This is a genomic window from Collimonas sp. OK242 (assembly GCF_900107095.1).
In the GTDB taxonomy this organism is placed as follows: Bacteria; Pseudomonadota; Gammaproteobacteria; order Burkholderiales; family Burkholderiaceae_D; genus Collimonas.
On record NZ_FNOR01000002.1, the window covers coordinates 163,643 to 177,322 of the forward strand.

Sequence of the window (13,680 nt, forward strand, 5' to 3'; positions counted from 1 at the left end):
GGCGGTTACTTGCTATGCTAGTTTTGCGGAGCAATGCCAACGAGTATTTGGCGCACAGCGCCGTGCGCCATCACGATGTCGGGGGAGTCGTGCAATAACGCGTTGTACTTGGCGCGAAATGCCATATCTCCCTTTTCGTTTGGTCCAATCAGCTCCTCTATTGCGGCACGAAATGCAAAAGCATCGGCAACACTGATGTCTTCCGGCTCATCAAGGCGTTCATCCATCTGCGCCATCAAACCTGATAATTTTTGCAACCACGAAAAATGTGGGTGATTAACCACCAGATGCAGATGTTCCAGCGGGCTGCCGACGACGCCAAAGTGTTGAGTTTCAACTTGAATTAATTGCTTATGTAAGTCGCGCAGCACTCGGCCTAGAGCGGTCAGTTTTGCGCGTTGAGAAAGGTCTGCATCCATCATGAAACTCCTTTGAAATTGGCTAGTGATCTGGCTTTGCAACGAAAGCTGGCGCCATAGCTGAATGCTCAATTATGTTTTGCACTCATGTAATTTGCAATGATAGAGCATTCTGTTTGATTTCTAATTTGGCGGTTTGTCTATAGACTATTTTCCGGGGGCACCCTCGTAGTTCACCGGGATCCAGTCATATGTATGCTTGTTTTTACGTATGCGACCCAACCCCGGAAATGCGATATGGGCAGCGCCAACGATGTAGTGTTTCTTGGCAGCGAGGTCTAATAGTTCGCGACGATAGCGCTGCGCTGACAACGGATTGTTGTCGTATTCAACTGAAGCCTTAGGGTTTTGTAATTGAATAGGCGCCACATGAATGATGTCCCCCCAAACCAGCAGAGCGTTCGACTGGCTTTCGACCAGAAAACTGGTATGTCCCGGCGTATGTCCAGGTGTTGCCATTGATGTTATGCCAGGTATAAGTTGTTCATTCGCAGAAAATGTCTTGAAGCGCCCAGCCTTGATATAAGGCGCGACCGATACAATCGCGCTGTCGAAGAATGTACTGAGGAATTCCGGTGCGGTGGCTTTGTTTGCAGGTGTAAGCCAGTAATCCGCATCAGTTGCCGACACTCTGAGGACGGCATTGGGAAAGGCCATCTTCCCATCAAGAAAAATGCCGCCGACATGGTCCTTATGAAGATGGGTCAGATACACTTCATCGACCTGCTCCGGCTGATATCCCGCGGCGCGAAGATTCGCCAGCAAATGTCCGCAGCAATCGCCATACAGCGTGCCGGCTCCTGTATCTATAAGAATCAACTTTGGTCCGGTATTGATCAAGAATGCATTGATCGAACCTTGAACCGGAGCCGTCAAACCATCACGGGACAAGTCGCGTGCAATTTCTTCTTTCGAGACCTCAATCATGACTTTATCGATAGGGAAAGGATGGGTACCGTCAAGCAAAGTGGTAATCTCAAAATCACCCAGCGTCATTCGATAAAATCCCTGGCCTTGGGTACGCACCTGTGGCGCGGCGGCATTTGCCGGCAAAGGCGCCATGGCAAGAATCCATAGGAACAAGGCTATGAAATTCATGATTCCGGTGTGAGAATAATTTTTGGTGTGCATAATTTTCTTCTTTAGAAAACCTTCCCTGTACAACACTTGAAATTCATGAACGCAACTGCGGCCCGGCCAATGGCAAATTGCGTAAGCGCTTGCCTGTCGCCTGCGCCAGGGCGTTGGCCAATGCTCCCGCCATTGGCCCCTGAGCAGCTTCGGCTACCCCGAGAAATGGCAAGCCAGGCCGGTCCAACAGGTGCACCTCTACCTTGGCCGGCACCTGGGAGAACCGCATGATCGGATAGCTGGACCAGTCAATGCTTTTGATGCCATCGGTCGAAAACTGCAATTGCTCATACAAGGTCCAGCTCGCCGATTGCAATATGCCGCCCTCAATCTGATTTTTTACGCCGTCCGGATTGACGATCTGGCCGCAGTCGACAGCAGCGACCACACGCAGAATATTCACTTTTCCCGTGTCTGGCTGCACCTCCAGCTCCAGGGCTATGGCTACATACGCCATCAGGTTTTTGTACTGGCCAAAGGCAAAACCAGTGCCGCGATTACGTTTCTTTTCCCGATGTTCCCAGCCAAACTCCCTGGCCGCTGCATGTACGACATCTAACGCGCGCGTATCGGTCAGGTGGCGCAGGCGGAATTCCACCGGATCCGTGGCGGCCATGGCCGACAGTTCATCCATCGTGCTTTCGATGGAGAAGATGTTGATATGTGCCCCGAGTGAGCGCATGGCAGAAGTGCGCAAAGGCGTGCGGGGTAAAAAATGGTTGGTGATGCGCGCGTTCGGTATTGCGTACAAGGGGAGTGCATTGCGGTCGCCGCCTCCTTCCGGCTGTAACATCGGCAGGGACGGACTCGGAATGAGCGGATTCGACAGTAGCCAGCCTGGGACTAGCTTTCCCGCATTTCCCGGGCGTTCGTTGTGCGAGCCGCTCCATAATTCGTAGTGCCAGTGCGAGATACGGCCGGTGTTATCCAATCCCGCTTCGATCTCGGTGATCATCGCCGGAGCAAACGGTTCCCATTGATTTTCCTGGTCGCGCATCAACTGCACCCGCACCGGCCTTCCCGGCATTGCGCGGGCAATCAGGACCGCGTCTGCGGCGACGTCATCGGCGCCGTTTTGGCCGTAGCATCCGGAGCCTTCGGTATGGATGCAGCGAACCTGTTCGTCGGGCATATCCAACAGTTCCGCTAGCGCATGGCGTAACGGGAAAACTCCCTGGGTATGTGTCCAGACCGTCATTTGGCCGCCCTCCAGCAGCGCCAGCGCACAGGACGGCCCGATCGATCCATGCATGAGGTACTGTTTCGTATATCTGGCCTTGAACGAGCGCGCTTGCGGAGTTTTCATGTTGCCCTCATTGAGGATAACGATGTCCTCTGCAGGCAATGCCTGCAAGGTTGCATGGATGGTTTGCGGGTTCGGCAGATTGCCGCCGCCATCCCATCGTGCGCTGATTGTCAGGGCGCGCATTGCCGTTATGGCGCTCCATTCGTCCGAGGCCACTGCCGCGAGATAGCTGCCATCGCGTATCACTTTCAGTACGCCTGGCAGGCGCTCCGCGGCAGCGATATCGACCGATGTCAGGCGAGCGCCCTGTACTGGCGGGCGAATCACTCTCGCATGCACCATTTTTGGCGGTCGAAGATCGTGCACGTAGCTGGCGCCGCCGGTTAGCTTGTTAGGAATGTCGAGGCGATGGACCGGATGGCCAATTAGTCGGTAACTGTCAGGTGGTTTTAACTGGGACGAGGAATTCGCCTGCCGGTGCAGATCAATGCCGGTGATGGCTGTGCCGTAGTCGATGCTACGTCCATCCTGGCTTGTTATTCTTCCGTCACGGATGGCGAGACTGCTGACGCTGGCATTCAGTTTTGCGGCAGCCCCCTCCAGTAGCAATGCGCGAACCTGGGCTGCCGCGTAGAATAGGGCGGTGCCACTATCCGGTATGGTATGGCTGCCTGCTGTAAAGCCTTCGTTTGGCGTTAAACCAGTGTCGCCGGCAATAAAGAAAATGCTTGAAGGCTTAAGCTCAAGCTGTTCCGCCGCAATTTGCAGCAGGGCGGTTCGGACGCCAGTACCCAGTTCGACCTTGCCGCTGCAAACAGTCACTTTTCCATCTCGTTCGATCTTGATCCATGCATCCAGCCATGGCGTGCTTTTCAGACTTCCGGGCAAATTTTTATTTAAAATCTGTGGCAACCCCATCGCGTTCAGTTCGGATCGCGCTTGTTTTGGGAATAAAGAAAATGCGACGATTAACGCGCTTCCTTTAAGAAAAGTGCGACGCGTGAAATTTGTCGATGCATCACCCACGTCAGCCTCCTTTCCTTGTTTGCTGAAGGCTACCTGCCGCCGCAACTTCGCGTATCGCGGCTAAAATCCGCATATGCGTCCCGCATCGGCACAGATTGGGCTCCATGTGTGCCCGGATCTGTTCGTCGGTGGGGGCGGTGTTTCGTTCAAGCAGGGCTTGCGCCCGCATTACCATTCCTGCGATGCAATAGCCGCATTGAGCCGCCTGGTGTTTGATGAAGGCTGCTTGCAAGGCCCCTGGCGCCGCTGCCGAACCTAAGCTTTCGATGGTGCGGACATGACGTCCCACGGCCGCGCCGAGCGGAGTCAGGCAGGAAAAAACGGGTTTATCATCCAACAAGACAGTGCACGCGCCACATTGGCCCAAGCCGCATCCGAATTTTGCGCCGTTAAGGTTTAATTCATCGCGCAATACATATAGCAATGGCGTCGACGTTGCGGACGCTACAGTTTTAACGACGCCGTTGAGGTGTATCTGGGTAGTCATGGCAGCATTTCCTTGCGGGCATGGGTGATGTTCTGCGGTAGATTTTGCCATGGCGGGCGCTGGCCGATCTCAACGCGAACAAATTGCGCGACGCTCGCAATTTGTTCGTCGGTCAGGACGTCTGCGAAAGGCGGCATGTAAATGCCGCTATGTGGAACTGTCCATGGCACACCACCAAGCACGGTTTGAATAAGATTGACAGGAGTGTCGGCGGTGACTGAACGGCTTAGCGTCAGGGAAGGGCGCCGAGCTATCATAGACATCGGGGCTGAGGCGCTATGGCAGGAAGCACATGCAGCGGCGAACAGATCAGCTCCCTGTTGAGGTAACCGCTGGCCAGAAGCAGTCTGCTGCTGAGACGGAGCAGCAGCAACCTGTATCGACATGACATATTTTGCGATAGCCGCGACATCAGCCTGGGAGGCATCGGCCAAACGATCGGTGACTGGGCGCATAGGTCCTTTTGCAGCTCCGTGCTGCGCGGATATTCCGGTGCGCAGATAGGTTTCCAGCTGCTCCGCCGTCCAGGGAGTTCTGCCATGGGCTAGCGCGGTCAGCGCCGGCGCTTCCCAAGCGTCGACAGAACCACCTCCAAGCGCGGGTTTTGCCTCGCCGCCGATGACGTTGAGTGCGCTATGGCAGGAGGCGCAATGACCAAGGCTGTTGACCAGATAACGGCCCCGTTCTATCTGCAGGTCAGCGGCAGGCGTTATTGGACGTTCTCCCGGCTGTAAATAGAGTAAATTCCAGAATGCCAGCATGGGACGGAAACGTAACGGAAGCAGAAGTTCATTATCAGGTGGCATATAACTGACGGGCGTACGGCTCATCAGATAGTGATACGCAGCCTCAATATCCGTATCGCTCATTTGCGTATAGTGGATATATGGAAATGCCGGATAGAGAAGATGGCCGTCGCGGGAAACGCCATGTCGTATTGCACGCCTAAACGCTTCCAATGACCAGTTTCCGATTCCCGTATCTGGATCGGGCGTAATGTTAGTTGTGTAGATGGTGCCAAACGGTGTCCGGAGCGGCAGGCCGCCGGCATAAGGCTCGCCCGCCTTTGATGTGTGGCATACCATGCAGTCGCCGAGCGCGACAACCTGCTTCCCGCGAAGTATGAGCTGCGGATCTTGTCCGGCAGTAGCCGCTCTGCCGACGGCGGAAATCGCAGGTTGCCATGCCCATATCAAAGCAGCCGTAGCGCATATCGCGACGACGATAATCAAGCTCGCAATTTTTGTTTTCATGGACCTGATCAGCATCTATGGATTTGGCAGGAAAGGATCATTTGGCGGGTCATCGCAGAGTGCGTGTTTACCTGGCGCTTTTATATGCTTTTACCCCACCCTGGATGAATTCGGTCGCCCAATAAAGCAGCGCCAGGCCAGGGAATGCCATTCCAGTCAGCATGGCGGCCTTCCAGCCGTGGTTGGCATACATCCAGGCTCCCAATGCGGAACCGAGTGCGCCGCCGGCGAAGAAGATAGCGAAATAAATGCCGTTCAAGCGGCTTCGCACTTCTGCGCCCAGGGCGAAGATCGAGCGTTGACCAAGCACCAGATTGGCGGCAACTCCCATGTCGAGAATAATGGAAGCAGCGACCAGTAATGCTAAAGCCGAGTTGCGTGAATCTGTAACAATCAACGGCAATACAAAACCGACGACGCCGAAAAGCAACGCCACACCCGTGGCAGGCCGGGTAAAGCCCTTATCTGCGAGGCGTCCGGCGACCGGGGAGGCGACCGCTCCCGCGATGCCAACTATGGCAAAAATTGCGATGCCTGTCTGCGACAGATGTAGTTCCGAGCCGGCAAGCGCAAGAGGCACGGTTGTCCAAAACAAGCTAAATGAGCCGAAGAGCCCCGCATGATAGGCGGCGCGACGGCGCAACACTGGTGTGCGCACAAACAAATGCCAGAGCGATGCAAGCAGTTCGGGATAAGTGAGAGGTGAAACGGGAATGCGTTGCGGCAATTTCTTTCGCAGCAGCGCTGCCAGCGCGGCAACGACCACGGCGGCGGCGCCGAATACCACGTGCCAACCGCCGTGATCAGCCACCAGACTTGCAACGGGGCGTGCCAGCATGATGCCGATCAAGAGACCGCTGACAACTTTTCCAACAGTTTGACCGCGTGTTGCTTCTTTTGATAAATGGGCGGCGAAAGGAACCAGGATCTGGGCTGCGACCGAGCCAAGTCCGATCGCCAGCGCTGCCGCTAGAAACATGGTCGAATTGACCGCGGTCGCCGCCACGAGCAGCGCCACGGCGGTAAATGCAAGGGCGGTAGTGATCAGGCGGCGATTTTCGATCAGGTCGCCAAGCGGAACGATGAACAGTAATCCAAGGCAGTAGCCAATTTGAGTCAATGTGACGATCAGCCCTGCCGCCTCGGGCGAAAGGCCGGTAGCTGCGCTGATCGGACCAACCAGAGTTTGTGCGTAGTATAGATTGGCAACGATAAGCCCGGTAGAGATGGCTAGCAGCCATACCATGCCAGGAGAAATATCCGATTCAGTGGTGTTGCTCACGATTTGTCCTTTGAAATGCCATGATGAAAATGGGGAGGAATTCTTTTACTAATTTACTGGAGGCCATTCTAGGCAAAATACGTGCAAAGATAATTGGGGCGTGATGCGCTCATACTGTTCGTTTTAATTGAACAATCGGTGCGAGCATCAACTCTGGCGTGAGCATCTCGCGTCGTTTGATGGGCAGTTACATAAAATTCGCGTAACTGCCCCCATACGTTAGAAGGCGAAGCAGCTGCAGCCTAGTGCTCCCCAGAAGCCGGAGTAGTTCGACGCAGGGACATTCGATTTACGGGCGACGTCATGCGCGTGTGCATGCACGCCGCATGCGCCTTGGCATTGATGCGGCATAGAGACGGTCTGTTTTTTCAGCGACGGCCGATAGTGCCCTGGTACGGTTTTTACCGGCGACCAATCTGGCAAAACAGGGATAGGCGCAGGCGCCAGTGGTTTGAATTCTGCCTCCCCGTACACAATTTTCCCGCCCACGATCGTCAATACAGATTCAATTGACTTGATCGCTTCCTCATCCACAGTGAAAAAATCTGTGCTGAGTACCGCGAGGTCAGCCAGCATGCCTTCTTTGATCCGGCCCTTCTTACCTTGCTCGCTGGAGAACCAGGAACTGCCGGCTGTCCACAACTCTAGCGCGGTGTCGCGCGATAGACGGCTTCCGGCATCATGCATACGGAGACCGCCTACCGTTCGGCCGGACACCAGCCAATACAATGCGGTCCAGGGATTGTAGCTGGCGACGCGCGTGGCGTCGGTACCGGCGCCAACTGGTAAGCCTGCTTCCAGCATGCGTGCGATAGGCGGCGTATTTTTCGCAGCTTCCGCGCCGTAGCGATCAACGAAATACTCTCCCTGGAAAGCCATCCGGTGTTGAATTGCGATGCCGCCGCCGAGGGCGCGCACACGATCTATGTTTTTCGGGCTGATTGTTTCCGCATGATCGAACATCCAATGCAAGCCATCAAAGGGGATGTCGCGATTCACTTTTTCAAACACATTCAGCATGCGTTCGATTGATTCGTCATAAGTCGCATGCAAGCGGAACGGCCAGCGTTTAGAAATCAGATGACGAACCACTTTTTCCAGCTCGTCGTCCATGCCCGGAGCCAGGTCCGGGCGCGGCTCCAGAAAATCCTCGAAATCCGCTGCGGAAAATACCAGCATCTCGCCGGCGCCGTTGTGGCGGTAAAAATCTGTTCCTTCTCCTGGACTGACCATGTCTGTCCACTTCTCGAAGTCTTCGAGCTCCTTGCCCTTATTTTGCGTAAATAAGTTGTAGGCGATTCGTATCGTTAACTGGTCATCGCGCGCCAGCTGGTCCACAACGGCATAGTCTTCCGGGTAGTTCTGGAATCCGCCTCCCGCGTCGATAGCGCTGGTCAGGCCTAAGCGATTCAACTCACGCATGAACTGCCGCGTGGAATTGACTTGTAATTCGCGCGGCAATGTCGGCCCCTTCGCCAAGGTAGCGTATAAAATCATGGCATTGGGGCGCGCGATCAGCATTCCGGTAGGATTGCCGGACGCATCGCGAACGATCTCGCCTCCCGGTGGATTTGGCGTATCTTTTGTGTATCCGACCACTCGGAGCGCGGCACGGTTCAGCAATGCCCGATCATATAGATGCAATACAAACACTGGCGTATCGGGCGCCGCAAGATTGATTTCGTCCAATGTCGGCATACGCTTTTCAGCAAACTGAAATTCATTCCAGCCGCCGACGACGCGCACCCATTGAGGATTTGGAGTACGCAGCGCTTGTTCTTTCAGCATGCGTAACGCATCGGCGAGCGAGGGAACCCCCTCCCAGCGCAGTTCAAGATTGTAGTTAAGGCCGCCGCGAATCAGGTGCAAATGTGAGTCGTTTAAGCCCGGAATGACTGTGCGGCCATTCAGGTCGATTACCCGGCTGGAAGCGGTGCGATGCCGCATCACCTCATCGGTATCGCCCACGGCTAAAAATTTGCCGTCCTTGATTGCTACGGCACTCGCTTGTGGTTTTTCCCGATCTACCGTGTGAAAGCAGCCATTCATCAGAATCAGGACATCGGGAGCGCCTTGTAACGTCGATGTTGAGATAGTTTGTTCCATGTGCTACTCCATTAATGAACTATAGGAAAGAGCGAATGCGTTACAGTCTTGCGTTGCGGTTATTTGGGGAGCATTTGACGTGCATATCGCAGGCCGGCGCCATAGCCGCCTGCATTTTTTTCGATTACCGCACGGGCTCCGTCGTAGGTTTCTTTGCGGGTCCAGTCTCGTTGTAGCTCGAGGACGACCTGAACCCAGCTCGTCATCTGCGCACCGTGCGCAGCCATGCGATGTAAAGCCAGTTCGTGACCGGTTTTGGTGAGTCCGCCACAGGTGTCTGCCACTACGTAGCATTGATAGCCGGCTTCGATCGCGCTTAGCACGGCGAAGCTGATGCAGGCTTCGGTGAGCATGCCTGAGAACAGCAATTTCTTCCTGCCTGTTGCTGTAACGGCGGCGACGCCTGCGGCGTCTTCCCAAACATTCATGTTTTTGCGCTCGATAATGTCCTGGTCGGGAATCAAAGCATGCAGATCTGGAAGCAGCGGGCCACTGTAAACTTTGCTTGCTGAAGTGCTAACCACTATTGGCAGCGCGAAAGTTAGGGCAGTCTCTAGCAGCGCCACAGAATTGTTTATCAAAAGCTGCCTGTCAATCGATTGCACGCCGAAATTGAGACCTGCCTGGTGATCCAGCATGACCAGCGCACAGTTTTGCGGGGTCAGTAATTGTTCTGATGGATTCATATCAGCCTTTGAGGAAGAAGATGCGATCAAGAACGGCGTCAATAGCCGAAGCGCGAAATTGCTATCAGGTAGTTTAGTCGTTGGTATCGGTATAGACACGGACCAAAAGATCAGGTTTTTCCATCGGGCGAGCATGGTTGCGGCTCCTGCTTGGTCGAGCTGGCCAAATGGCAGGGCGATATGACACCGCAATCGGATACCATGTGCTGATGCTGCGGCGCTCTATAAGAGCGGGGCGATGAATTTTGTAATGCTGATGCCAGGAGAGTGGAAGTATGGATGCAAATCGTCGAAATCAATTACAGGGGATCAGCCTTGGCTGTGTCGCCGGGTATGTAGATACACTCGGATTCATTGCCTTGTTTGGGCTGTTCACAGCCCATGTTACAGGGAACTTTGTATTGATTGGCGCGGCATTGGCTGATCCGTCACATGTCTCCATTCTTCTGAAGTTTTTGGCTTTCCCGGCCTTTATCCTTGGGGTCGCTGCCGCTCGTCTCCTGATCGCAGCTTCCCAGAGTCGTCAGTGGCCAGGCTTGACACTGTCTCTGATGCTGCAGATGTTGCTGCTGTTTGGTTTCATGGTGTGTGGCTGGCTTGCCTCGCCGATAGGGGTGGACGCCACGCCGCTGGCGATGGCTGCCGGCCTGTTGGGCGCCGCGGCGATGGGGGTGCATAGCGCGACTAGCAAGTTGCTGTTATCTCATTTGGCACCTACTTCGATGATGACTGGAAATGTCACGCAAATTGTCATCGACACTGTGGACGTAATGCGTGGTGCGGCGGACAAGGCCGTCGGAGAACGCTGCGCGAAGTTCATCTGGCCCTTGGCAGCCTTTGGTGGCGGAGCTATTCTTGCGGCGTTTGCTTATATGGCTATCGGGTTTAGCGCCTTACTTTTTCCCATCGCCATTTTGTGTTGCATGATTATCATGCAATGGAATCTGGATCGGATACAGGTTGGCGCCGCGTGAACAAGAACCGGTTGGAGGCCTTCAGTGACGGGGTGGTCGCGATTGCGATCACTATCATGGTCCTCAACCTTAAAATCCCTCGTGGCACCGGCTGGGGAGAGATATCTGCTATTGCACCGCTGCTGCTTAGCTACCTGCTGAGTTTTATCTACGTCGGAATATACTGGGTCAATCACCACCATTTGATGCAACCGGTGCACAGCGTAAACGGCTTGATTCTTTGGGCCAACTTGCATCTTTTGTTTTGGCTATCGTTGATCCCTTTTGTTACCGCCTGGGTTAGCGTGGCCCCATCCGCTTCGCCGCCAGTTGCCGTTTACGGGGTTGTGCTATTGATGTCTTCCTTCGCCTTCCTTTTGTTAGGCAAGGCCTTGCTTGCAAAGGAAGGGGAAAATTCTCGCCTGGCTCTTGCCCTGGGTAATGGCAGGAAAAACCAGATCTCGATTTTCCTCTATATCCTGGCAATATTGCTCTCGCTATGGAACGGGATTGCCGGCTTGTGTGTGTATGTGGCTGTGGCTGTTCTTTGGTTTGTTCCTGATCGCCGTATAGAGAATTTAGGCTGGGACTGACTGAGTAGGCGGACTCTCGCCAGGCATGCCTATGGAACCGTTGCGATATAAGCCGAAACCGATTTCATCTCATCCTCGCTAAGCTTGACGGCAACTCCCTTCATGACAGTCGCTAATGGATTATTAAACTTCGGCGCGTCACGATAGACATGTAATTGCTTCAGGGTATAGCCGGCCGGTTGTGATGCAATGCGCGGAAATGCTGCCTGGCCATGCCCTTCGGCGCCGTGGCAGCTTGCGCAAGCTGGTGCGCCGGCTGCGCTTCCTTTGGTAAATATGCGCTTTCCTTTTTCTTCCAGCTCATGGTTTGATGATGGCTGAGCTTTAACAGCTTGTGCTCCAAAATACACGCTGAGATCATGCATGTCAGAGTCTTTCAGTGAGGCCGCAAAACCCTTCATGATCGGGTTCGGGCGCTCCCCGCTCTTGAAATTGGCTAACTGCAGTTCCAGGTAAGCGGGTGCTTGTCCTGCCAGGTTCGGATAGAGCGCAGGATTAGCCGTGTTGCCATCGATCCCGTGACACGCGGCGCAGGCTTGCGCGAGTTGACGGCCGTGCTGGATCGCACTCTGCTGGTCTGCCGCAATAGCTGGTACTGCGGACAGCAACAATGAGCAGCAAGTCAGGCTAGCTGCCGTCAAGGCGCGAAAACGGGGAGGGAATTGCTTGTGTGCCGGAGAGGTAGTCATGAGGTTTCCTGGTTTTTTTTAACGATACGAGGAAAACCAATTAAGTTCTACTGAGCGAAAGATAGGGGAGTTCGCATATTGTGGCAACTGACTACATACATGGCCTGCCAAAGCTGCGCGGATGCCAAGAGACGGTGGCTGACTTTGCAGTCATACCTCTAAAAATCCGCGTCGTACGGCAATAGTGACCGCATGTGTTCGATCATTTGCCCCGAGTTTTGCGAGCGCAGCGCTGACGTGTGCTTTGACGGTCTCTTCCTTGATTGCGAGTTGCCGCCCAATTTCTTTGTTCGTGTTGCCATGGGCAACAAGCCGCAATACCTCCAGCTCCCGCCCAGATAGCGCATCGCACTCAAAGTAGGCTGCGATTTCAGCGGCCAGTTCAGGAGGAATATATCTTTCACCTGCATGGACAGTCTGAATTGCCGCTGCCAGGTCCATTCGTAACGCACCCTTGAATAGATAACCCGCGGCACCGGCTTTTAGTGCGCGTCCAACTTGCGCGTCGCCCTTGTACGAGGTGAGCACGATAATACGGGCGTTTCTATCCAGAGAACGGATCGACATCATTGCATCGAATCCGCCTAAAAGCGGCATTTGAAGATCGATTAGCGTTATATCCGGCCGCAAGCGCAGGAACTGTTCGATTGCCTCTTGCCCGTTGCCCGCTTGTCCGACCAACTCAATGCTGTCGAAGCCGGCAAGGACGGCGGCGATGCCCTCTCGCATCAAAATATGATCATCGGCGATCATCACCCGGATCGGTGGCGGCGAAGTTGTCGTCATTGCAGGGGGAGTTTCCTTGGCGAATTTAAGAGCGCAACGCATATACTATATCAATCACTCGGCTTGTATTCATTGCCTCAATTTGCCCATCCTCAAAAAATTCCAATGCTTTTGATTTGTCCCTGGATAAAAACAAAGAAATCCTCGACAAAAGCGTCGCGTCATATATTTAGATAGTGGTTTTCGATTTTTGGAAGGCATAGCATGGTGGTGATGGCGCGTATATTCGCGCCGTTGCATGTTTGCCAAGGTATCGTTTTTACCAACAATGAATGGATCCCATCATGATGAACCCGAAACTTGAAGTATTGACCCCGACGAATTGCCAGATCATCTTCATCGACCAGCAGCCCCAAATGGCTTTTGGAGTCCAGTCGATTGACCGTCAGGTGTTGAAGAACAATACCGTTGCCCTCGCCAAAGCGGCGAAAGCTTTTAATATTCCGACCATTATCACTACTGTGGAAACCGAGGCATTCTCGGGTCATACCTATCCCGAACTGCTCGACGTTTTTCCGGGCAAAGATATCCTTGAGCGCAGTTCCATGAATTCCTGGGACGATCAAAAAGTACGCGACGCGCTCGCTGCCAACGGTAAAAAGAAGGTAGTAGTTTCAGGCTTGTGGACCGAAGTTTGCAACAACAGTTTCGCTCTATGCGCCATGCTTGAAGGCGGATACGAGATATATATGGTTGCCGATGCTTCTGGCGGCACGTCGAAAGAAGCGCATGACTACGCCATGCAGCGCATGATCCAAGCCGGCGTTGTGCCGGTGACCTGGCAGCAAGTCATGCTCGAGTGGCAGCGCGATTGGGCGCTGAAAGATACCTATGATGCCGTTATGGCGATAGTGAAGGAACATTCCGGCGCCTACGGCATGGGTGTCGATTATGCGTACACGATGGTGCATAAAGCGCCGCAGCGCATTACAGGCAGCCACGAGACTCTGGCCCCGGTCCCAGCTAAGAAATAAGCCCCTCCAAAAAAAAGCCGTGTCTGCACTCAATTTATAGTTGTGTGCA

General features: G+C 54.1%; 13 protein-coding genes. 3 read left to right on the top strand and 10 right to left on the bottom strand.

Going from position 1 to position 13,680, the window contains the following annotated elements; all coding sequences use genetic code 11:
- Positions 1–17 precede the first annotated feature (17 nt).
- The 8 genes from BLV81_RS02335 to BLV81_RS02370 form a co-directional block, all read right to left on the bottom strand.
- The gene (locus BLV81_RS02335; RefSeq protein WP_092352344.1) at positions 18–422 is read right to left on the bottom strand and encodes a hypothetical protein; all 405 of its coding nucleotides are present in this window, start codon (positions 420–422) and stop codon (positions 18–20) included.
- A 144-nt stretch (positions 423–566) separates the two neighbouring features.
- On the bottom strand, positions 567–1,517 hold the full coding sequence (locus BLV81_RS02340; protein WP_369823789.1) for an MBL fold metallo-hydrolase: 951 nt from the start codon (positions 1,515–1,517) through the stop codon (positions 567–569).
- 76 nt (positions 1,518–1,593) lie between these two features.
- Complete coding sequence (locus BLV81_RS02345) at positions 1,594–3,714, bottom strand: xanthine dehydrogenase family protein molybdopterin-binding subunit (RefSeq protein ID WP_092352012.1); 2,121 nt, start codon at positions 3,712–3,714, stop codon at positions 1,594–1,596.
- A gap of 109 nt (positions 3,715–3,823) precedes the next feature.
- Positions 3,824–4,309 carry a (2Fe-2S)-binding protein gene (locus tag BLV81_RS02350; protein WP_092352014.1) on the bottom strand — a complete coding sequence of 162 codons (486 nt, stop codon included), beginning with the start codon at positions 4,307–4,309 and terminating at the stop codon, positions 3,824–3,826.
- Positions 4,306–5,562: a c-type cytochrome gene (locus tag BLV81_RS02355; protein ID WP_092352346.1), complete on the bottom strand. Its 1,257-nt coding sequence runs from the start codon at positions 5,560–5,562 to the stop codon at positions 4,306–4,308. Before BLV81_RS02355 ends, BLV81_RS02350 begins: the two co-directional genes overlap by 4 nt.
- A 67-nt stretch (positions 5,563–5,629) precedes the next feature.
- On the bottom strand, positions 5,630–6,808 hold the full coding sequence (locus tag BLV81_RS02360) for an MFS transporter (RefSeq protein WP_092352016.1): 1,179 nt from the start codon (positions 6,806–6,808) through the stop codon (positions 5,630–5,632).
- Positions 6,809–7,063: 255 nt separating this feature from the next.
- Positions 7,064–8,950, bottom strand: a complete 1,887-nt coding sequence (locus BLV81_RS02365; protein WP_092352018.1) for an amidohydrolase — start codon at positions 8,948–8,950, stop codon at positions 7,064–7,066.
- 59 nt (positions 8,951–9,009) lie between these two features.
- Positions 9,010–9,771, bottom strand: a complete 762-nt coding sequence (locus tag BLV81_RS02370) for an isochorismatase family protein (RefSeq protein WP_255364880.1) — start codon at positions 9,769–9,771, stop codon at positions 9,010–9,012.
- 140 nt (positions 9,772–9,911) lie between these two features.
- On the opposite strand from BLV81_RS02370, the gene BLV81_RS02375 reads away from it, so the two are divergent.
- Positions 9,912–10,610 carry a YoaK family protein gene (locus BLV81_RS02375; RefSeq protein WP_092352022.1) on the top strand — a complete coding sequence of 233 codons (699 nt, stop codon included), beginning with the start codon at positions 9,912–9,914 and terminating at the stop codon, positions 10,608–10,610.
- Positions 10,607–11,182, top strand: a complete 576-nt coding sequence (locus BLV81_RS02380) for a TMEM175 family protein (protein WP_176992710.1) — start codon at positions 10,607–10,609, stop codon at positions 11,180–11,182. Before BLV81_RS02375 ends, BLV81_RS02380 begins: the two co-directional genes overlap by 4 nt.
- 29 nt (positions 11,183–11,211) lie before the next feature.
- On the opposite strand, the gene BLV81_RS02385 is transcribed toward BLV81_RS02380, so the two are convergent.
- Positions 11,212–11,793: a c-type cytochrome gene (locus BLV81_RS02385; protein ID WP_176992711.1), complete on the bottom strand. Its 582-nt coding sequence runs from the start codon at positions 11,791–11,793 to the stop codon at positions 11,212–11,214.
- A gap of 228 nt (positions 11,794–12,021) precedes the next feature.
- Positions 12,022–12,657: a response regulator gene (locus BLV81_RS02390; RefSeq protein ID WP_092352348.1), complete on the bottom strand. Its 636-nt coding sequence runs from the start codon at positions 12,655–12,657 to the stop codon at positions 12,022–12,024.
- 284 nt (positions 12,658–12,941) lie between these two features.
- Here BLV81_RS02390 and BLV81_RS02395 point away from each other — a divergent pair, with 284 nt between their 5' ends.
- Positions 12,942–13,631 (top strand): hydrolase, encoded by a 690-nt coding sequence (locus tag BLV81_RS02395; RefSeq protein WP_092352350.1) that lies wholly within the window; start codon positions 12,942–12,944, stop codon positions 13,629–13,631.
- Positions 13,632–13,680 lie beyond the last annotated feature (49 nt).

Coding starts and splice junctions, on each gene's coding strand:
- BLV81_RS02335 (WP_092352344.1), bottom strand. CDS start 422: ATGATGGATGCAGACCTTTCTCAACGCGCAAAACTGACCGCTCTAGGC.
- BLV81_RS02340 (WP_369823789.1), bottom strand. CDS start 1,517: ATGAATTTCATAGCCTTGTTCCTATGGATTCTTGCCATGGCGCCTTTG.
- BLV81_RS02345 (WP_092352012.1), bottom strand. CDS start 3,714: ATGGGGTTGCCACAGATTTTAAATAAAAATTTGCCCGGAAGTCTGAAA.
- BLV81_RS02350 (WP_092352014.1), bottom strand. CDS start 4,309: ATGACTACCCAGATACACCTCAACGGCGTCGTTAAAACTGTAGCGTCC.
- BLV81_RS02355 (WP_092352346.1), bottom strand. CDS start 5,562: ATGAAAACAAAAATTGCGAGCTTGATTATCGTCGTCGCGATATGCGCT.
- BLV81_RS02360 (WP_092352016.1), bottom strand. CDS start 6,808: ATGGTATGGCTGCTAGCCATCTCTACCGGGCTTATCGTTGCCAATCTA.
- BLV81_RS02365 (WP_092352018.1), bottom strand. CDS start 8,950: ATGGAACAAACTATCTCAACATCGACGTTACAAGGCGCTCCCGATGTC.
- BLV81_RS02370 (WP_255364880.1), bottom strand. CDS start 9,771: ATGCTCGCCCGATGGAAAAACCTGATCTTTTGGTCCGTGTCTATACCG.
- BLV81_RS02375 (WP_092352022.1), top strand. CDS start 9,912: ATGGATGCAAATCGTCGAAATCAATTACAGGGGATCAGCCTTGGCTGT.
- BLV81_RS02390 (WP_092352348.1), bottom strand. CDS start 12,657: ATGACGACAACTTCGCCGCCACCGATCCGGGTGATGATCGCCGATGAT.
- BLV81_RS02395 (WP_092352350.1), top strand. CDS start 12,942: ATGATGAACCCGAAACTTGAAGTATTGACCCCGACGAATTGCCAGATC.